This is a genomic window from Streptomyces sp. NPDC050264, assembly GCF_040655895.1.
Lineage (GTDB): Bacteria > Actinomycetota > Actinomycetes > Streptomycetales > Streptomycetaceae > Streptomyces.
The window spans coordinates 292,492-310,696 of record NZ_JBFAKV010000001.1 but is presented as its reverse complement, the minus strand read 5'-3'; the positions used below and the strand labels follow the sequence as shown (position 1 = coordinate 310,696).

The window sequence follows — 18,205 nt, the reverse complement described above, 5'->3', positions numbered from 1 at the left end:
GCATCCGTACGGACCAGGTGATCCGGACAGGACGCCTAGGGGAGGGTAACGACCGTGGCGGCGTACACGAGACCCGCCCCGAAGCCGATGACGAGCGCGGTGTCGCCGCTCTTCGCCTCGCCGGTCGCCAGGAGCCGCTCCATCGCGAGCGGAATCGAGGCGGCCGACGTGTTGCCGGTGGTACGCACGTCGCGGGCGACCGTGACGTGCTCCGGCAGTTTCAGAGTCTTCACCATCGAGTCGATGATCCGCTCGTTGGCCTGGTGGGGAATGAAGACATCCAGGTCGTCCGGGTGGATCCCGGCCGCGTCCAGCGCCTGCTGGGCGACCTTCGCCATCTCGAACACGGCCCAGCGGAACACCGCCTGGCCCTCCTGCGTGATCGCAGGGAACTTGACGTTGCCCTCGGAGTCGAGAGGCAGCTGCGACACGTCGCCGACGTGGAACTTGTCCCACGGCACGGTCTGCTTGATGGTCCCGGCCTTGTCGCCCTCGGAACCCCACACGGTGGGGCCGATCGCGGGCTCCGTGGAGGGGCCGACAACCACGGCACCGGCGCCGTCACCGAACAGGAAGGCCGTCGCCCGGTCCTCCAGGTCGGTCAGGTCCGAGAGCCGCTCCACGCCGATGACGAGCACGTACTCCGCGCTGCCCTCGACGATCATGCCCTTGGCCAGGGTCAGGCCGTAGCCGAACCCGGCGCAGCCGGCGGAGATGTCGAACGCGGCGGCCTTCTGCGTACCCAGCTTGTCCGCGATCTCCGTCGCGATGGCCGGCGTCTGCGAGAAGTGCGAGACGGTCGACACCACCACGGCGCCGATCTGCTCGGCCCCGATGCCCGCGTCTGCGATGGCCTTGCCGGACGCCTCGACGGACATCATCGCCACGGTCTCTTCGTCGTTCGCCCAGTGGCGGGTGGCGATGCCGGAGCGCGAGCGGATCCACTCGTCGGACGAGTCGATCTTCTCGAGGATCACCTCGTTCGGCACGACCCGCGTCGGCCGGTAACCGCCGACACCGAGGATGCGCGCGTACGGGGCACCCTTGCTGGGCTTGATCTTCGACATGCTGCTCGGATCTCCTTGTCAGGCCGTTGCTGTGGCTTCGGCGATCAGGGCGCGGGCTGCGTCGAGGTCGTCGGGGGTCTTCAGGGCGAGGGTCTTGACGCCGGGCAGGGCGCGCTTGGCGATACCGGTGAGAGTGCCGCCAGGGCACACCTCGATCAGCGTCGTCACGCCGAGCTCCTGGAACGTCTCCATGCACAGGTCCCAGCGGACCGGGTTCGCGACCTGGCCGACCAGGCGGGAGAGCACCTCGGCGCCGGTCGCGACCGTCTTGCCGTCCTTGTTCGAGACGTACGTGATCGCGGGGTCGGCCGGGGACAGCTCCTTCGCCGCCTCCTCCAGCTTCGCCACCGCGGGGGCCATGTGCCGGGTGTGGAACGCACCGGCCACCTTCAGCGGCACCACGCGGCGCACGCCCTCGGGCTTGTCGGCCTCCAGCGCGGCCAGCTCCTCGAGCGTGCCGGCGGCCACGATCTGGCCCGCGCCGTTCACGTTCGCCGGGGTCAGGCCGAGCTTCTCCAGGTGCGCCACGGTGACCTCGGGGTCGCCGCCGAGCAGCGCCGACATGCCGGTCTGCGTGATCGACGCGGCCTCGGCCATGGCCAGACCGCGTCCCCGTACGAGCCGCAGCGCGGCGGTGTCGTCGAGCACGCCCGCGAAGGCGGCCGCGGTGATCTCGCCGACGCTGTGCCCCGCCACCGCACCCGGCGTGACCTCGCCGAGCGCGGACGCCGACAGGAGCCCGGCCGCGACAAGGAGCGGCTGGGCCACGGCCGTGTCACGGATCGCGTCCGCGTCGGCCTGCGTGCCGTAGTGGACAAGGTCGAGTCCGATGGCGTCGGACCACGCGGCGAGGCGGTCCGCCGCGCCGGGAAGGTCGAGCCAGGGGGTCAGGAAGCCGGGCGTCTGAGCGCCTTGGCCGGGAGCGACGAGTACGAGCACTCTCACACTCTCTCTTGTGGACGGTGCGGGCCGCCCGTGGGGACAGGGACGAAGAACCGAAGGGGGAATTGTAGACCCCCGACAAAAGCCTACGACTGGGGATCTGCGTGGGCCAGACGCCCCAGGATGAGCGCGATGCGCAGGGTGAACGCCGAGCGGACGTCGGACGGCGACCACCCGGTGACGTCGGTCACACGTCGGAGCCGGTAGCGGACGGTGTTCGGGTGTACGAAGAGCATCCGGGCCGCGCCCTCCAGGCTGCTCGCCTGCTCCAGATAGACGCTGAGCGTCTCCAGAAGTGCCGAGCCCGCTTCCTCCAGCGGTCTGTAGATCTCCTCCACCAACTGGTCCCGCGCGGAGGGGTCGCCCGCGATCGCGCGCTCCGGAAGCAGATCGTCCGCCAGAACCGGACGCGGGGCGTCCTGCCAGGCCCCGCACGCCTTGAGTCCGGCGGCCGCTGCCTGGGCGGACCGGGTGGCGGCCTGCAGGTCCGGCACCACGGGGCCGGCGACCACGGCCCCCGCCGCGAACGGCCCGATCAGCGACTTCGCCACCGCCAGCGGATTGTCGCTGCCGCCCGCGATCACCACGAGCCGGTCCCCGAGCACCCCGGTCAGGACCTGCAGCTTGGCGTGGCGCGACGCCCGCCGGATCGCCTCCACGGTCAGCTCGCTGTCACCGTCGGGCGCGGTCCCGAGCACCACGCACACATGCTCCGGGGAGTTCCAGCCGAGCGCCGCGGCCCGGCTGACCGCGCCCTCGTCGGCCTCCCCGGAGAGCACGGCGTTCACCACGAGGGACTCGAGCCGCGCGTCCCATGCGCCCCGCGCTTCCGCTGCCTGCGCGTACACCTGGGCGGTCGCGAACGCGATCTCCCTCGCGTACACGAGCAGCGCCTCCCGCAGAACGCTCTCGTCGCCGGGTGCGGCCACCTCGTCGATGGCCGATTCCATGACCTCGATGGTCGTCCGCACCATTTCCACGGTCTGGCGCAAGGTGATCGCCCGGGTCAACTCCCGTGGCGCGGTGCCGAAGACGTCCGTCGAGATGGCCTGCGGGGCGTCCGGGTGCCGGAACCACTCGGTGAACGCGGCGATACCCGCCTGCGCCACCAGGCCGATCCACGACCGGTTCTCCGGAGGCATGGCCCGGTACCAGGACAACGTCTCGTCCATGCGCGTGATCGCCTGCGCGGCGAGCGCCCCGGATGACTTCTCCAGGCGCTTCAGGGTCGCCGAGTGCGGGTGGGGATTCGCACGGGCGTCCGGGCGCCGGTCCGCTGGTGCGTTCGCTGAAGGCTGCGCTGATTCCGATGGGGGCACGGGGACAAGACTGCCTTATCGGAACGGCTCAGCGGAGTGGAGGGTCCGAGGTGCCCGCGGCGGGCGGCCGGAAACGGGGCCGCGAACGACGGATACCGTGTATCGCGTGATTGATGTACGCCGCTCCGGCGACCGGTACCAAGGTGGCGAACCCGACGCGGGGATCGCGTCCTTCCACGCGTTCTCCTTCGGCTCGCACTACGACCCGGACAACCTGCGCTTCGGCGCGATCCTCGCCTGCAACGAGGAACGTCTGGCACCCGGCGCAGGCTTCGACGAACACCCTCATAGTCACACCGAGATCGTCACCTGGGTCGTCTCCGGCGAACTCACCCACCGCGACTCCACAGGGCACGAGTCCCTCGTGCGGCCCGGCGACGTCCAGCGCCTCAGCTCAGGCGGCGGCGTCCGCCACGTCGAGCGCAACGACGGCGTCGAACCCCTCACGTTCGTCCAGATGTGGCTGGCCCCCCGCACCCCCGGCGGCGAGCCCACCTACGAAGTGGTGCGCGGCATCGCCGACTCGACCCCCTACGACGTCCCCGCGGCGGGTGCCATGCTCCATGTGCGGCGCCTGGCCGAGGGCGAGCGGACCGAACTCCCGACCGCCCCGCACGTCTACCTCCATGTGGTCCACGGCGAAGTGCGGCTGGGTGATACGGAGTTGGGTCCGGGTGACGCCGCCCGCGTCACCGAGACGGTCGGCCCCGAAGCGCTGGCGACCACGCGCGCCTCGGTGCTGATCTGGGAGATGCACGGCTGACCCCCGGGCGCGGGGACCGCCGCGACCGCTGCCCGGCCCGGTGCTCAGAGGCTCTGCGGGGCCTGTCCTGCCCTGCTTCGGCCTGCTTCGGCCCGGTCCGGCCCTGGTCCGGATCGCTCAGATCTCCGCGAGTACCGCGTCGGTGAACGGCGGCCAGGCCTCGGCCGCCCAGGGCCCGAACGCCCGATCCGTCAGCGCGACACACGCCACCCCGGCAACGGGGTCGACCCACAGGAACGTGCCGGACTGCCCGAAGTGCCCGAACGTCCGAGGCGACGAGGAACTCCCCGTCCAGTGCGGGGACTTGTGGTCCCGGATCTCGAACCCGAGCCCCCAGTCGTTCGGGTTCTGGTGCCCGTACCCCGGCAGCACGCCCTTGGTCCCCGGGTACTGCACCGTCATCGCCTCGGCCACGGTCCGCGGGTCGAGCAGCCGGGGGGCCTGCACCTCCGCGGCGAACCGCACCAGATCATCCACGGACGACACCCCGTCCTTGGCGGGTGAGCCGTCCATCGTGGTCGCGGTCATCCCTAGGGGTTCCAGCACGGCCTGCCGCAGATACTCGGCGAACGGAATGTCCGCCGCCTTCGCGATGTGGTCCCCGAGCACCTCGAAGCCCGCGTTCGAGTACAGCCGCCGCGTCCCCGGCGCCGAGGTCGTCCTGTGCTCGTCGAAGGCGAGCCCACTGGTGTGCGCCAGCAGGTGCCGCACCGTGGACCCCTCGGGGCCGGCCGGCTCGTCGAGCTCGATCGCCCCTTCCTCGTACGCGACGAGCGCCGCGTAGGCCGCGAGCGGCTTGGAGACCGAGGCCAGCGGGAAGCGGTGGGCCGTGGGGCCGTGCGTGCCCAACACCGTGCCGTCCGCCCGGACGACGGCTGCGGCGGCGGTCGGGACCGGCCAGTTGTCGATCAACGAGAGGCTCTGCATGCATACGAGCCTAGAGCGTCAGTCTCATCGAGGGTGCGGGGGTACGGGCGAAGCCGAGGGACGTGTACAACGGTTCGCCCTGCGCCGTCGCGTGCAGATCGATCCGGCGCACACCGCGCTCCCGGTACCAGCCCAGGAGCGCCTCCATGCAGGCCCGCGAGAAGCCCATCCGCCGGTACTCCGGGTCGGTGCACACATTGAAGACGTGCCCGGAGGTGCCGGAAGGGTTGCCCGGGCCGCCCAGACCGCGGTGGACGGTCCCCGTCGCGCAGGCCGCGAGACGCCCGCCTGCTGGAGCGTCGACGACGAACGCCGCCAACTCGCCGTCCGGATCGGCGAGATGGTCACGCAGCGCCTCGATCGTGACCGGCTGCCAGCTCACATCGGTGCTGGGACTCATCGAGTCGAGCATGATCTTGCGCAGGCGGACCAGCTCTTCGGCGTCTCCGGGGACGGCACGGCGGACGAGGGACATGATCCACACCGTAGTGGGGTCACCGCGCGGCTGTCGTCGGGAATTCCCCCGCGATTGCTTGCTTGGAGCGCACTCCAAGGTTCTAGCGTGGGGGCCATGACGGTGATGGAGACCACGCCCGCATCCACCCGGACCGAGATCGACCGGACCGAGATCGACCGGACCAAGGTCGATGTCTGTGCCTCGGCACCCAGCGCCCACCCGCGTCCGGACGGCCAGGACCGGTACACGATCAGTGAGGTCGTCGCCTTCACCGGACTGACCGCGCACACCCTGCGCTGGTACGAGCGGATCGGGCTGATGCCCGATGTCGACCGCTCGCACACCGGCCAGCGCCGCTACAGCAACCGCGACCTGGACTGGCTCGCCTTCGTCGGCAAGCTGCGGCTCACCGGCATGCCGGTCGCCCACATGGTCCGCTACGCCGAACTCGTCCGCCTGGGCGAGCAGACCTTCGAGGAGCGGCGGGAACTCCTCGAGTCGACCCGCCGCGACGTCCTGCACCGGATGGCCGAACTGCACGACACCCTGGCCGTACTCGACCACAAGATCAACTTCTATGCGGGCGCCCAGTAGGCGTCGGAGAGGACCTGACCCGCATGACCGGCACGGAACGGACGTCGCACGTGAGCGAAGAGCGCATTTCCACTGTTGAGTTGGGAAACAACGGGCCCGTGGTGGGCATTCAGGGCCTCGGCTGCATGGGAATGAGCTGGGCCTACGGTCCGACGGACGCCGACGAGGCACGCGCCACCCTGGAGCGGTCCCTGGAACTCGGCGTCACCCTGTACGACACCGCCGACGCCTACGGTGCGGGAGAGAACGAGAAGTTTCTGGCTCCTTTCGTCAAGGCGCACCGGGACGAGATCGTCCTGGCCACCAAGTTCGCCATCGGGACCGCTCCCGGTGACCCGTACAAGCGCGTCATCAACAACGACCCCGCTTACATCCGGACCTGCATCGACGCCAGCCTCCAGCGCCTGGACGTCGACTCGGTCGACCTGTACTACATGCACCGCCGTGACCCGAAGGTCTCGATCGAGGAGACCGTCGGCGCGATGGCCGAACTCGTCGCCGCCGGCAAGGTGAAGCACCTCGGCCTCAGCGAGGTCACCGCCGACGAACTGCGCGCCGCGCAGGCCGTCCACCCGATCGCGGCCGTCCAGTCCGAGTGGTCGCTGTTCAGCCGCGACATCGAACGGTCCGTGGTGCCGGCCGCCGCGGAGCTCGGCGTCGCGCTCGTCCCCTACTCCCCGCTCGGACGCGGCTTCCTCACCGGCGCCTTCGTCAGCGCCGACAAGGAGCTGTCCGCGGACGACTTCCGCCGCCAGCAGCCCCGGTTCACCGGCGACAACGCCGCCGCCAACGCGGCCCTTCTCGAACCGGTCCGCCAGGTCGCCGGCACTCACGGCGCCTCCCTCGGCCAGATCGCGCTGGCCTGGGTACAGCGGCAGGCGGAGACCTTCGGCCTCGCCGTCGTCCCGATTCCCGGCACCCGCAAGCGCGGCCGTGTCGAGGAGAACACCGCGGCGACCCGCATTGCCCTCACCGAGGACGACCTGGTCCTCCTGGAACCGATCGCCTCCCAGGTGTCCGGTGACCGCTACGCCGACATGGCCTTCACGTCGGCGGGTCGCGAGTAGCCGCAGAGCCGGTGCCCCGACGGCCGACCGTCGTCGGGGGCCCAGCCGCAGGGAGCGAGGAACGCGGAGCGCCCGCCCCTGTCCGCCTCCACAGCCGGCCGGGGGCATTCGGTATGCGGGTCGTTCGGCCGGACCAGCCCGGGTCCGCCCTTACTGTCCTGGCTGTTCGGTCTTGCCGACAGTGAGGTCCGTGCGGGCCCGTCATGCCAGCCCCAGTGCGAACACCGTGAACCCGGCGGCGAGCAACCCGGCCAGCGCCCGGAGCCCCCGACTCGTTCGCTTCCAGGGCGACTCGAAGCCTCGCGCGTAGCGACCTATCAGGGTGAGCAGGGCCGCGAACAGGGGCAGCCATGCGAGGCGGGCCGCTATCCAGGACAAGGTGTCCGGTCCCGCCGTCAGACCCGGTATCGCCCCGGCGAAGGACGCGGGGACCGCCGCCGCGAGCATCGCCGTCTGGTGCCAGCACAGGATGGTCATCGCCGACAGATTGATCACCACGACCGGAGCCCACAACGCGGGCCGGCGCAACATGCGGCCGATGCGGTCCCGCAGCAGTATCGCGGCGCCGCTCTGCGCGGCCGCCAGAGCGAGGACCAGAAGAGACGGCGGATGGGAGTTCGTCCGTGCCTCGCCCGGCACCCCGACCATCGACGCCGGGTAGTGGAAGGCGAGCAGGAGCGCCGCGAACAGTGCCGACCCGCCGACGAGCAGCACCCACGCGCCCTGCCGCCCCAGCCTCTTCTCGCCCCAGCAGACGCCCAGTTGGTAGGCGAACAGCCAGCCCGGGAGCAGATTCAGCAGACTCAGCCAGGACGGCATCGACGAAGCGAAGGGCCCGTACCGAAGGAAGTCGACAGCGGCGACCGACCCCAGGAGCGGTGCCGCGGCCCAGGCCCCGAGCCTGCGGGAGGCCCGTATGCACCAGGGTGTGAGCCCGGTGATCACGGTGTAGACGCCGACGAACCACAGAGGCTGTATCACCAGCGTGGAGCCGGTCCGCAACGTCGTCCCCGGCACTCCGAGGGCGTACAGCACCGGAATCATCGCGGCCCAGACCGCCGTCACCCCCAGAACCGGACGGCCGAGCCGGGCCAGCCGGCCGCGCAACCAGCGGGCCGTCGATGTGCCGTGCTCCCGCGCCCGGCGGTAGGACAGGACCGACGCGTAGCCGCCCACGAGGAAGAACACACCGAGCATCTGCAGCACCCAGCTCAGCGGGGCGAAGAAGCCGAACGCGGACAGCGGACTCGCATTGTGCAGGGCGCCTTGGGCGTCCAGGGTGAAACCTCCGAGGAGCCAGTGGCCGGTCGGAACAGCGAGCAGGGCCAGGGCACGCAGCCCGTCGACCGCCCGGTCGCGGTGGGCCGGAGTCTTGGCGTCGATCGTGGCGACAGCCGCATTGGCGGAAGACCGCAAGGTGGCGAGGGTCATGAGGACGCTCCGATGGCGATGTCGGTGAAGGCGCGCAGCGAGTCCGTGCCGGGCGCGAAGTAGCCGGTGTGGCCCTGGGCCCGCTCAGCCGGCACCCGTCGGGCTCCGAAGGAGGGATCTGTGGGGTCGGCCCCGTGTCCCAGGCCGAGCAGCTCGACATGGGGGACTTTGGCGATCCAGTCGCTGTCGTCCCGCGCGGCCCACACGCGGGCCCGGGTGTGCAGATCGGACACGCTGTTCGCGCGTAGCCCGGGTGACCCGAACACCACCAGGTCCGACGCGGGCAGCCGGGACGCGGCGAGCCCGCACACCACCGACCCGTAGCTGTGGCAGAAGACGGTCGGCTTCGGCGTGCCCGCGGCCCTGAGGCCCTGTGCGAAGCGGGCCAGGCGGGGAGCTCCTGCCTCGGCGAGCCGGCCCGTGGCGGCGTCCGGGCCGAGCCCGACCGGAGTGGTGTACCCCACCCACGCCACCACGGCCGTACGCCCACGCGCTGCCGCGTACAGGGACTTCGCCATTCCGGCGGGCGTCCCGTACACATCCTTGGTCGTCCGGTCGAAGGAACCCAGGTCGATGTCCGAGCCCGGAACTACCACGGAGACATGCCGGGCAGACCGCAAGTCCCCGTATACCTCGGCCACTTGCCCTCGTCCCCGCGGGTCGAAGGCGAGTATCCGACGGCCGCGGGCGAGCAGATCCGCGCAGCGCTCGGCGAGATCGCGCGCCGCGGCCCGTGCCCGCGGGGTCAATGTCGCGTTCCGTGCCTCGCCCCGGGCGCGGGTCTTCTCGGCGCGCAACGCCAGCGCGTTTGCCTCGTAACGCAAGGGGATCGGCGCGCCGTCCAGGTTGCCGACGACCGACGGGTGCCGGACGGCCAGCTCGTGCTGATCCGTCGCGCTCAGCCCGCGGAAGAAGGCGGCCATGTGCGAGGGGCCGACCGCCTCAGGGTCGGGCAGGGCTCTCCCCAGCGTGTCGTCCGCGCGCCAGGACGCGGTGCCCGGGGGCGGGCCCGTGAGCGGACGCTGCTCATGCCCCGAGGCCCATCCGGCGGTGCCCGCGACGATTGTCGTCGTGAGCGCGGCGGCGACCAAGGTGCGTCGGCCGCGTCGTTTCCATGAACCCAGGCCCATCGCCCGTCTCCCCTTCGCCCGTTGACTTGACGAGAGGAAGGTAGAAAGCCGGCATGGGTCGGCACGTCACACTGGGGAGCCAACTCGCAACCGATACCTGGGTATTCACACCTCATACCGCAGTAGGGGGTGCCGCGGCCGCGGGCCGCTGAACTCGCAAGACGCCGTGCCACCCGGGGAGTTGCCCGGGTGACAGCTGACCGGGTGCACGGCGCGCGTCGGGAGGATCAGTACTCAGGTATCGGGGGTCACTGGTCGCCGGGCGTGATGAGCCCGGACTCGTAGGCGAAGATCACAGCCTGTGCGCGGTCACGCAGCCCCAACTTCGCCAGCACCCGGCCGATATGGGTCTTCACGGTCTGTTCGGCCAGGACCAGTTTTCGCGCGATCTCCTGGTTGGAGAGGCCGCGCGCGATCAGCTCCAGGACTTCCGACTCGCGGGGCGTCAGACTCTTGAGCCGTGGAGAACGGTCCCTGCGGGCCGGTCGCGTCTTGGCGAAGTCCTCGATGAGGCGCTTGGTGACCGTCGGCGCGAGCAGCGCTTCCCCGGCCGCGACGACACGTACCGCCGAGATCAGATCGGCGGGCGGTGCGTCCTTGAGCAGGAAGCCGGACGCGCCCGCGCGCAGCGCGGCATACACATAGTCGTCCACGTCGAAGGTGGTGAGCATGAGGACCTTGGGGCGGTGCACCACGCCCTGTGGCGGATCCAGCAGCTCGCGCGCCGCCGCCAGCCCGTCCATCTCCGGCATTCGTACGTCCATGAGGACCACATCGGGATGGGTGGACCGGCTGACGTCGACGCCCTGTCTGCCGTCCGGGGCCTCGCCCACGACGTCGATGTCGCTCTGCGCGGACAGCAGGGCGGCGAACCCCGCCCGCACCATGCTCTGGTCGTCGACGATGATCACGCGGATGGTCATGCGTGCGGAAGTCCTTTACGCCGAGGGGGAGTCGGGCACGACGAGTGGGAGCCGGGCCGCGACACGGAAACCTCCGTCGGGCAGCGGCCCCACGTCCAACGTGCCGCCGACCAACCGTACGCGCTCGCGCATCCCCACCAGTCCGTGCCCCGTGCCGGTGGACTCGATCGGGGAGGCGGGCTCTCTGCTCGGTCCGTTGACCACGATCACCAGCAGGGCGTCGTCGTCCAGGCCGACCGAGATCTGCGCCCGTGCGCCGGGTGCGTGCCGCACCACGTTCGCGAGTGCTTCCTGCACGATGCGATACGCGGAGAGGTCCACCGTGGGCGGCACATCGGCCAGTTGACCGACGAGCGCCAGCTCCGGGTACGACAGCTCGGCCGGAACGCCGCCTCGTATCGTCGCCTCCACCAACTGCCGCAGGTGTGCGAGGCCCGGCTGCGGCACAAGGTCGCCCTGTGCGCCCTCGCTGCGGAGTACGGCCAGAAGACGCCGCATCTCCGTCAGCGACTCGCGCGCGCCCGCGGCGATGGACTCGAACTCCGCTCGTGTCTCGCCGGTAAGGCCCTGCAGCCGGTAGGGCGCCGAGTCGGCCTGCACCGTGATCACCGACATGTGATGGGCCACGACGTCATGCAACTCGCGGGCGATTCTGGCCCGCTCCTCCAGCAGCGTGCGGCGGGTCCGCTCGGCTTCGCTGATCGTTTCCTGCTCGACGAGCTTGCGCCGGGTCTCGCCGCGCTCTCTCAACAGGGCGCCCAACAGCAGCACTCCGCCGCTCAGGACGATGAGCAGAACGCCCGAGTCCTGGCTGGTTCCGTCACTGAAGAGACTCAGGATGATGCTGGTGAGGACGGTGATCAGCCAGATTCCGACGAGCGTGCGACGACTCTCCCGCAGCGCCAGGGCGATGCAGAGCACCACATAGCCCACGACGATCATGGGCGTCCACGGCGATGGATTGTGTGCGTCGCCTTGGAGGGCAGGGATCGTGCCCAGTACGGCAGCGACGATCGTGACGTACCAGGCGGCCAGCGGACGGCTGACCGCGAGGAGCAAGGGGGCGGACTGCGCGACGCCGATGGCGCCGGCGAGACCGCCGTTGACCCCGTAGTCGTTCGACAGGACCTGCGTCGTGACCGGGATGAGGACCACGACGAAGCCCAGCGCGACCAGATACGGCAGCAGCCGCATCCAGCGCTTGGGTGCCCGGGCCAGCAGCGGCTCGGCGCGGTCTGCACCCATGGCGGCCGTGAGCGCCGAACCGGCCGCGGCCAGCGTGCCCCGGGCGCCGCGCGGATCGCGAACCTGCCCGTCGGACATACGCCTTCGCTCCGCTCGTCCGGAGTCTTCGTCGGGTGAGCGGGGTGCCTGTTCGGGAGGAGGTGGAATGCTCATGGCCAGATCAGCGTAGGCAATGAGCCCTGCGCGTGCCGTCATACCGTGGTGCTCAACCGCACCTCATACCCAGGTATCACCGGTCGTGCGTGTGCCCGGCTGTCACAGCTCCGCGAGGAGTTCGGCCTTCTTCGTCGTGAACTCCGTGTCCGTGACCAGGCCCGCCTGGTGCAGCTCGCCGAGGTGGCGGATGCGGTCGGCGATGTCCGCCGGGTCGCGGCGCCGGGACGACGCGGACTCGGCGCGCAGCTGTCCGCCCGGCGACGGAGCGGGGCTCGTGGACCGTACGGCGGCGAGAACGGAGGCGGCGAACGGCAGGGACTCGTGCACCGGTCCGTACCCGAGTCCGAAGACCACAGCGGCCGGATCCTGGTCGGCCTGCCCCGACTGCCCGTCGGCCGGATCACGGGGCAGCAGACGCAGATGCCCCTCGAACAGCTCGGGCGAGCGCCATTCCACGCCGCTCAGATCGGCGATGGGGAACGTCTTGTCCCCGGATTTCCATTTCGCGGACGAGGCACCCGTCCAGAACCAGCGGAAGGACACCGACGCCCCGTCGAAGGATGCCTTGCCGTCGTACGCCTTGAACTGCAGCGGTGCCTCGGGCGGCGCCACCAGATATCCGTCCGGCCAGATGTCCTCGTCGGTGACGAGCTTGCCGCGCAGCTCGTCCGCGTAGTACTCGGCGAGCGTCTCCCGCTCGGCGGGCAGGACCAGGCGATAAGGGTCGCTGTTCTCCTTGAGCTGGCCCGCCGCGGCGTCCATGAGCGGGTCGACACCCGGTCTTGGTACGGCGTGCAGCACTACCGTCCCGCGCTTGCCAGGAGTAAGAGTCACCGCCGCGATCGCTTCCAGCGGGATACGGCGCTCACCGAGTGCCTGAAGCAGCTTCGGCGTGCGGATCCCCCGTTCGAAGCGGATGAGCACGGAGTCGGACTCGAACTCCCAGGCGGCATGAAATCCGGCCAGTACGTCACCCATGCGGCTCATCGTATGCGGCACGCGCGCCTCCGTCGCCTGTTGCGTCGGACCACTGTTTCACCGATTTCTACGCGCGTCAGGCAGAGGCACCACCGGAAAATCCCTCCTGACAGTGCTGATTCGCGTCCGCACAGCGCACCGATCGGTACGAGCCAGTCCCGATCTCGGCGAAGTTGCTGAGGCTCTCGGTGCCCGGTTCGAAGTAACCGGTGTGGCCCTTGGCATGCGCTGAGGAGACGACCCGGGCGCCGAAGTCCGAGGAGACCGGGTCGGCACCGTGTCCGAGGCCGCCCAGCTCCATGTACGGAACGTCCTGGATCCAGTCGTCCTTGTCGCGGGTGGCCCACACGCGCGCGTGGGTGCCCAGGCCGGAAGCGCTCTCCGCACGCATGCCCGGGCTGCCCGCGACCGCGATGTCGCTGACCCGCGAGGGCAGGTGGCGGGCAGCCACCCCGCACACCACGGAGCCGTAGCTGTGGCAGTACAGAGCGACGGGGGAGCGGCCCGGCAGACCGCGCAGCATCGCGTTGAGCCGGACGGAGCCGTCGTCGGCGCGCATCGACGTGGCGGCGTCCACGCCGAGTCCGATCGGGGCCGTGTAGTCGGCCCACGCGATGACCGCGGTGCGGGTGTGCGGGCTCGCCGTGCGCTCGGCGTCGTACAGCGAGCGGGCCATGCCCACGGGGGCGGAGTATTTGCGGAATGTGCGTTGGAACGTCAGCACATTCGTGTCGACGCCCGGCACCACGACGGAGACACGCTGTGCCTTGTCGAGGTCACCGAAGACCTCGGCGACCCGGCCGTTGCCCATGGGGTCGAAGGCGAGGATCTTGCGGTCGGAGTGGGCCAGCAGCGCGAAGCGTTTCATCCGCTGCTTGGCTTCGCTGTGGCCGAGGTTGGAGAGCCGGACGTCGTGCACACGCTTGGCCTCGACCTTGCGGGCCTGGTCGAGGGCGAGGCGATTCGCTCGGTAGCGCAGGTCGACCGGTGCGCCGTTCATGTTGCCGACCGCTAGTGGGTAGCGGGCGATGAGCCGACTTCGCTGGTGCGGCGGCAGCGAGGCGAAGAAGTGCGCGAGGCGGGTGGGGGAACCGTCGGGCGCGGGCAGAGCATGCCCGTTCAGTCTGCCGTGCTCCCATTTCGAGAGCGCGGACTGGAGCGGCGACGAGCCGCCTCGGTGCTGTTGCACCGCGGTCCAGCCGGTGGTCGCCAGCATGACGAACACGACGGACAGCGCAAGCAGTGCGCGCCAAACGTTGAGTTGCGGAGTCGAGTCGAAGGAAGTCACTGCGGAACACCCTAGGAGAAGCGCGAGGGGCTCCGTGCGGCGGGTGAGGCAGATCACGTTTTCATCCGGGTAATTGGGTAGAACCGGGCGTAGTTGAAGTCAGGCCATCACGCTACGTAAGGAGGTGAGACGCCCACGCGCGCGGGTGTGCGACCGCGGTCACGTGACGGCGCTTACGTCGGTCACGCTCGGTCATGACTCCATCGCTCGCTCAATGACGGCTTCAGGTGGTCGAGATACGACTCGGTCAGCGCCCGGATGGCGTCGACGCTCGCGTCCTCGCCGGCGCCCCACAGCCGTCCCGTCATCCGCATCACACCACTGAATGCGGCCACCGCCACGCGTGGTCGGGGATCGGCGTCCACGTCGAGCCCTTCCCGCTCGGCGATCACCCGCGCGACCTGCTCGTCCAACTCGGTCGAGCGGCGCAGGTGGGCGGCGAGCAGGGTCGGTGTCGACTCGATCATCTGGTAGGTGCGCATGTGGAGTTCGGCCGGGATGACTTCCTCCACCGAGCGGCTCAGGGCCTCCCAGGTGCCGAGGACCGTGTGGCGCAGCGCCTCGAACGGGCTCTCGTTGGCGGGCCGTTCACGCAGCGCGGCGACGAATCGGGACTCCACCATCTCCTGTACGGCGAAAGCGGCCTCTTCTTTGTTCGCGAAATAACGGAAGAAGGTGCGCTGGGAGACCTCGCAGGCCTCGGCGATCTCGTCGACCGTGGTGCGGTCGAACCCCTGGGACGTGAAGAGCTCAAGTGCGGAGCGCAGCAGTGCGTTTCGGGTGCGCTGCTTCTTGAGTTCACGCAGGTTCAATCGAGTCGCCATGGTCCACTTTCTCGCTGTTTGTGCAGCCCACAGTAGTGTGAGCGACGTGACAGTTACCGACTTGTGAAATGCTTTGTCAACTGTCAGGGACTGTCACTAGCCTCGAACACATGACTAGTCAGACCACTGTCGACAAGGCGGACCGGGTTCCGGAGCCCGATCCCGTCCCGGCACCGGCCAAGGGGCTGCGCGGCCACCCCTGGCTGACCCTCTTCTCCGTCGCGATCGGCGTGATGATGGTTGCCCTGGACGGCACCATCGTCGCCATCGCCAACCCGGCCATTCAAAAGGACCTCGGCGCGAGCTTCGCCGACGTCCAGTGGATCACCAACGGCTACTTCCTCGCCCTCGCGGTCACGCTCATCACCGCGGGCAAGCTCGGCGACCGGTTCGGCCACCGGCAGACCTTCCTCATAGGCGTGGTCGGTTTCGCCGCCGCCTCGGGAGCCATCGGTCTGTCCGACAGCATCGCGTTCGTCGTCACGTTCCGTGTGCTCCAGGGTCTGTTCGGCGCGCTGCTCATGCCTGCCGCGCTCGGCCTGCTGCGCGCCACCTTCCCCGCCGAGAAGCTGAACATGGCGATCGGCATCTGGGGCATGGTGATCGGTGCGTCGACCGCGGGTGGCCCGATCCTCGGCGGTGTGCTCGTGGAGCACGTCAGCTGGCAGTCCGTCTTCTTCATCAACGTTCCCGTGGGCGTCCTCGCGCTCATCCTCGGGCTCGTCATCCTCCTCGACCACCGCGCCCAGAACGCGCCGCGGTCCTTCGACATCGCCGGCATCCTGCTGTTGTCCGGCGCGATGTTCTGCCTGGTCTGGGCCCTCATCAAGGCGCCCGCGTGGGGCTGGGGCGACGGCTTGACGTGGACGTTCCTCGCCGCGTCGGTGCTGTGCTTCGCGCTGTTCGCGCTCTGGGAGACCCGCGTCGCCGAACCGCTCATCCCGCTGGGCCTGTTCCGCTCCGTGCCGTTGTCGGCCGGTGTGGTGCTGATGGTGCTCATGGCCATTGCGTTCATGGGCGGCCTGTTCTTCGTCACCTTCTACCTGCAGAACGTGCACGGCATGAGCCCGATCGACAGCGGTCTGCACCTGCTGCCGTTGACCGGCATGATGATCGTCGCCTCGCCGCTGGCGGGCGCGATGATCACGAAGGTCGGCCCGCGCATCCCGCTCGCGGGCGGTATGGCGTGCACCGCCATCGCGATGTACGGCATGTCCACGCTGGAGGCGGGCACCGGCAGCGGCATCATGTCCGTCTGGTTCGGGCTGCTCGGTCTCGGCCTCGCGCCCGTGATGGTGGGCGCCACCGAAGTCATCGTGGGCAACGCGCCGATGGAGCTCTCCGGCGTCGCCGGCGGACTCCAGCAGGCCGCCATGCAGATCGGTGGCAGCCTCGGCACCGCAGTCCTCGGTGCCGTCATGGCGTCGAAGGTCGACAACGACCTCGCGGGCAACTGGGCGGACGCCAAGTTGCCGCCCCTCTCCTCGAGCCAGCTGGACCAGGCGTCCGAGGCCGTCCAGGTCGGTGCCGCCCCGGTGCCGCCCGGCACCCCGGCCGCGCTCGCCGAAAAGATCACCGGTGTCGCGCACGACACCTTCATCTCCGGCATGAGCCTCGCCTGCCTGGTCGCCTCGGGGGTCGCGGTCGTCGCGATCTTCGTCGCGATGCTGACCAAGCGTGGCATCAACGCGGAGGCGGGAGCGGGCGTCGGGCACATCTGACGCCGGCCGGGCGCCGCGTCCGAAGTCCCAGCTCATGGGCGTCGGACGGCAGCGCCCTTGGTCGTGGACAAGGCGCTCAAACCGCCCTTGCGAGGGAAGCCCCCGGGGAACTATCCGGGGGCTTTCGCTTATCCGGGTGACGTCGCCCGACAACCCTTCCCGGAACCAGATCCTCCGGGCCAGAGTGTGAGGCAAGCGATCAGTCGCGAACGCAACTGGTCGACATGACACGGGGGTTGAACCACATGCGTAAGTCCATGCCCATGACCGTTGCCGCAGTCGCACTCGCCACGGCGGCACTCACACCCGGCCTCGCCACCGCGGCGGCGCCACCGACACTCAGCGGCTGCGCGGCGGGGGAGCTCTGTCTGTGGGGCAAGACCGGGTTCAAGGGGCCCCGGCACACCTACGAACTGGCCCGGATCGATATCGAGAGTTGCGTCGCGCTGCCGGAGGGGAGCAGCGCGGCGTCTCTCGCCAATCGCACCGGTCGTCCCGTCACCACGTACCAGTCCGGCCACTGCGCCGAGACCGGGGAGTTCCAGACGTACCCCGGCAGCGGTACGTGGGAACCGGAATCACCGTATCGCGCACGGGCGTTCAAGGTCTGGGAGAGATGACGGAAGGTGAATGCCGCTGCGATAGACAGCGGTAGACGGGGTACTCGAAGTATCGCCCGAGTCCGGACGAACTCGAGGAGTGATGATGGCGGGCTTCGGACACACCACGCGCAAGCACCCCCGTTCACGCAGCCGCACAGGTTCGCGGAGCGGGCCGGACCGCGCGACGCTCGGAATCATCGGACTCGTCTGCGCGATCGTGGGGCTCTTCACCCTGGGGATCGTGCTGGGACCGGTCGCCCTCGTCTGCGGCTGGCTGGCCATGGGCCGACGCTGGACCGGTACACGGTCGGTACCTGCGCTGGTCGCCGTCGTCCTCGGGGCGATCGAGACCCTGCTCGCGATCGTCTGGCTGGCCTCGGCGGCCGGCTCCGCCGCGGGCGGGCTGTTGTGAGTCCGAGCATGAGCGACTGACCGCTCCGAGCGGTCAACTCCGTTCGGCCCCGGGACAGTTCCCGGGGCCGACTCGGGACGGCCCTGCGCCGACTGCCGGGCTGCCCGGCTACGTCGAACGCGCCGTCGCCATGTCCACCTGCCTCATGTGGGCCCTGCCGCCTCGACCTTCACCACCGGGTGAGCGCGAGCAGGCCTCCTGCGATCTGCCCGGCTGTACGGCTGCCCGGCTGTGCTCCCACTCCAGCACCTCATTGATCGTCGGTACGCCTACCCGAGGCACGTCACGCGGCTCACGCCTGCACGCGGCTCACGCCTGCACGCGGCTCACGCCTGCACGCGGCTCACGCCTGCACGCGT

18 protein-coding genes are annotated in these 18,205 nt (G+C 69.9%); 6 read left to right on the top strand and 12 right to left on the bottom strand.

What is annotated here, in order from left to right:
• Positions 1 to 35: 35 nt before the first annotated feature.
• The 3 genes from AB0J02_RS01470 to AB0J02_RS01460 form a co-directional block, all read right to left on the bottom strand.
• A complete protein-coding gene (locus AB0J02_RS01470; RefSeq protein WP_363191459.1) occupies positions 36 to 1,067 on the bottom strand; it encodes a ketoacyl-ACP synthase III in 1,032 nt (343 codons plus the stop codon).
• Between the two features lie 18 nt (positions 1,068 to 1,085).
• On the bottom strand, positions 1,086 to 2,006 hold the full coding sequence (locus AB0J02_RS01465; RefSeq protein WP_363191458.1) for an ACP S-malonyltransferase: 921 nt from the start codon (positions 2,004 to 2,006) through the stop codon (positions 1,086 to 1,088).
• Between the two features lie 89 nt (positions 2,007 to 2,095).
• Positions 2,096 to 3,328, bottom strand: coding sequence for a helix-turn-helix domain-containing protein (locus AB0J02_RS01460; protein ID WP_363191457.1), 1,233 nt, complete (start codon positions 3,326 to 3,328; stop codon positions 2,096 to 2,098).
• 106 nt (positions 3,329 to 3,434) lie between these two features.
• On the opposite strand from AB0J02_RS01460, the gene AB0J02_RS01455 reads away from it, so the two are divergent.
• A complete protein-coding gene (locus AB0J02_RS01455; protein ID WP_363191456.1) occupies positions 3,435 to 4,091 on the top strand; it encodes a pirin family protein in 657 nt (218 codons plus the stop codon).
• A gap of 117 nt (positions 4,092 to 4,208) precedes the next feature.
• Here the strand turns inward: AB0J02_RS01455 and AB0J02_RS01450 are convergent, their stop codons facing one another.
• Together AB0J02_RS01450 and AB0J02_RS01445 are read right to left on the bottom strand one after the other, a co-directional pair.
• Positions 4,209 to 5,018, bottom strand: coding sequence for a serine hydrolase domain-containing protein (locus tag AB0J02_RS01450; RefSeq protein WP_363191455.1), 810 nt, complete (start codon positions 5,016 to 5,018; stop codon positions 4,209 to 4,211).
• A 10-nt stretch (positions 5,019 to 5,028) separates the two neighbouring features.
• Complete coding sequence (locus AB0J02_RS01445; protein WP_363191454.1) at positions 5,029 to 5,493, bottom strand: GNAT family N-acetyltransferase; 465 nt, start codon at positions 5,491 to 5,493, stop codon at positions 5,029 to 5,031.
• Between the two features lie 96 nt (positions 5,494 to 5,589).
• Between AB0J02_RS01445 and AB0J02_RS01440 the strand changes: the two genes are divergently transcribed.
• Together AB0J02_RS01440 and AB0J02_RS01435 are read left to right on the top strand one after the other, a co-directional pair.
• Positions 5,590 to 6,069, top strand: coding sequence for a MerR family transcriptional regulator (locus tag AB0J02_RS01440; protein ID WP_363191453.1), 480 nt, complete (start codon positions 5,590 to 5,592; stop codon positions 6,067 to 6,069).
• Positions 6,070 to 6,119: 50 nt separating this feature from the next.
• A complete protein-coding gene (locus AB0J02_RS01435; protein WP_363191759.1) occupies positions 6,120 to 7,136 on the top strand; it encodes an aldo/keto reductase in 1,017 nt (338 codons plus the stop codon).
• Positions 7,137 to 7,337: 201 nt separating this feature from the next.
• Here the strand turns inward: AB0J02_RS01435 and AB0J02_RS01430 are convergent, their stop codons facing one another.
• The 7 genes from AB0J02_RS01430 to AB0J02_RS01400 form a co-directional block, all read right to left on the bottom strand.
• Complete coding sequence (locus tag AB0J02_RS01430; protein WP_363191452.1) at positions 7,338 to 8,567, bottom strand: acyltransferase; 1,230 nt, start codon at positions 8,565 to 8,567, stop codon at positions 7,338 to 7,340.
• Positions 8,564 to 9,697 (bottom strand): alpha/beta hydrolase, encoded by a 1,134-nt coding sequence (locus AB0J02_RS01425; RefSeq protein WP_363191451.1) that lies wholly within the window; start codon positions 9,695 to 9,697, stop codon positions 8,564 to 8,566. The genes AB0J02_RS01430 and AB0J02_RS01425 overlap by 4 nt, the downstream gene beginning before the upstream one ends.
• A 248-nt stretch (positions 9,698 to 9,945) precedes the next feature.
• Positions 9,946 to 10,620 carry a response regulator transcription factor gene (locus AB0J02_RS01420; RefSeq protein ID WP_363191450.1) on the bottom strand — a complete coding sequence of 225 codons (675 nt, stop codon included), beginning with the start codon at positions 10,618 to 10,620 and terminating at the stop codon, positions 9,946 to 9,948.
• 15 nt (positions 10,621 to 10,635) lie between these two features.
• The gene (locus AB0J02_RS01415; RefSeq protein WP_363191449.1) at positions 10,636 to 11,943 is read right to left on the bottom strand and encodes a sensor histidine kinase; all 1,308 of its coding nucleotides are present in this window, start codon (positions 11,941 to 11,943) and stop codon (positions 10,636 to 10,638) included.
• Between the two features lie 177 nt (positions 11,944 to 12,120).
• Positions 12,121 to 12,999: a DUF4429 domain-containing protein gene (locus AB0J02_RS01410; RefSeq protein ID WP_363191448.1), complete on the bottom strand. Its 879-nt coding sequence runs from the start codon at positions 12,997 to 12,999 to the stop codon at positions 12,121 to 12,123.
• Between the two features lie 76 nt (positions 13,000 to 13,075).
• Positions 13,076 to 14,287 (bottom strand): alpha/beta hydrolase, encoded by a 1,212-nt coding sequence (locus AB0J02_RS01405; RefSeq protein WP_363191447.1) that lies wholly within the window; start codon positions 14,285 to 14,287, stop codon positions 13,076 to 13,078.
• Positions 14,288 to 14,469: 182 nt separating this feature from the next.
• On the bottom strand, positions 14,470 to 15,111 hold the full coding sequence (locus tag AB0J02_RS01400) for a TetR family transcriptional regulator (protein ID WP_363191446.1): 642 nt from the start codon (positions 15,109 to 15,111) through the stop codon (positions 14,470 to 14,472).
• Positions 15,112 to 15,221: 110 nt separating this feature from the next.
• Between AB0J02_RS01400 and AB0J02_RS01395 the strand changes: the two genes are divergently transcribed.
• The 3 genes from AB0J02_RS01395 (at position 15,222) to AB0J02_RS01385 (ending at position 17,846) form a co-directional block, all read left to right on the top strand.
• Positions 15,222 to 16,832, top strand: coding sequence for an MFS transporter (locus AB0J02_RS01395; protein ID WP_363191445.1), 1,611 nt, complete (start codon positions 15,222 to 15,224; stop codon positions 16,830 to 16,832).
• Positions 16,833 to 17,095: 263 nt separating this feature from the next.
• Positions 17,096 to 17,452: a peptidase inhibitor family I36 protein gene (locus AB0J02_RS01390; RefSeq protein ID WP_363191444.1), complete on the top strand. Its 357-nt coding sequence runs from the start codon at positions 17,096 to 17,098 to the stop codon at positions 17,450 to 17,452.
• Between the two features lie 85 nt (positions 17,453 to 17,537).
• Positions 17,538 to 17,846 (top strand): small hydrophobic protein, encoded by a 309-nt coding sequence (locus AB0J02_RS01385; RefSeq protein ID WP_363191443.1) that lies wholly within the window; start codon positions 17,538 to 17,540, stop codon positions 17,844 to 17,846.
• Positions 17,847 to 18,205: the final 359 nt, after the last annotated feature.

Coding starts and splice junctions, on each gene's coding strand:
- AB0J02_RS01385 (WP_363191443.1), top strand. CDS start 17,538: ATGGCGGGCTTCGGACACACCACGCGCAAGCACCCCCGTTCACGCAGC.
- AB0J02_RS01390 (WP_363191444.1), top strand. CDS start 17,096: ATGACCGTTGCCGCAGTCGCACTCGCCACGGCGGCACTCACACCCGGC.
- AB0J02_RS01445 (WP_363191454.1), bottom strand. CDS start 5,493: ATGTCCCTCGTCCGCCGTGCCGTCCCCGGAGACGCCGAAGAGCTGGTC.
- AB0J02_RS01415 (WP_363191449.1), bottom strand. CDS start 11,943: ATGTCCGACGGGCAGGTTCGCGATCCGCGCGGCGCCCGGGGCACGCTG.
- AB0J02_RS01430 (WP_363191452.1), bottom strand. CDS start 8,567: ATGACCCTCGCCACCTTGCGGTCTTCCGCCAATGCGGCTGTCGCCACG.
- AB0J02_RS01450 (WP_363191455.1), bottom strand. CDS start 5,018: ATGCAGAGCCTCTCGTTGATCGACAACTGGCCGGTCCCGACCGCCGCC.
- AB0J02_RS01410 (WP_363191448.1), bottom strand. CDS start 12,999: ATGGGTGACGTACTGGCCGGATTTCATGCCGCCTGGGAGTTCGAGTCC.
- AB0J02_RS01425 (WP_363191451.1), bottom strand. CDS start 9,697: ATGGGCCTGGGTTCATGGAAACGACGCGGCCGACGCACCTTGGTCGCC.
- AB0J02_RS01470 (WP_363191459.1), bottom strand. CDS start 1,067: ATGTCGAAGATCAAGCCCAGCAAGGGTGCCCCGTACGCGCGCATCCTC.
- AB0J02_RS01440 (WP_363191453.1), top strand. CDS start 5,590: ATGACGGTGATGGAGACCACGCCCGCATCCACCCGGACCGAGATCGAC.
- AB0J02_RS01395 (WP_363191445.1), top strand. CDS start 15,222: ATGACTAGTCAGACCACTGTCGACAAGGCGGACCGGGTTCCGGAGCCC.
- AB0J02_RS01420 (WP_363191450.1), bottom strand. CDS start 10,620: ATGACCATCCGCGTGATCATCGTCGACGACCAGAGCATGGTGCGGGCG.
- AB0J02_RS01400 (WP_363191446.1), bottom strand. CDS start 15,111: ATGGCGACTCGATTGAACCTGCGTGAACTCAAGAAGCAGCGCACCCGA.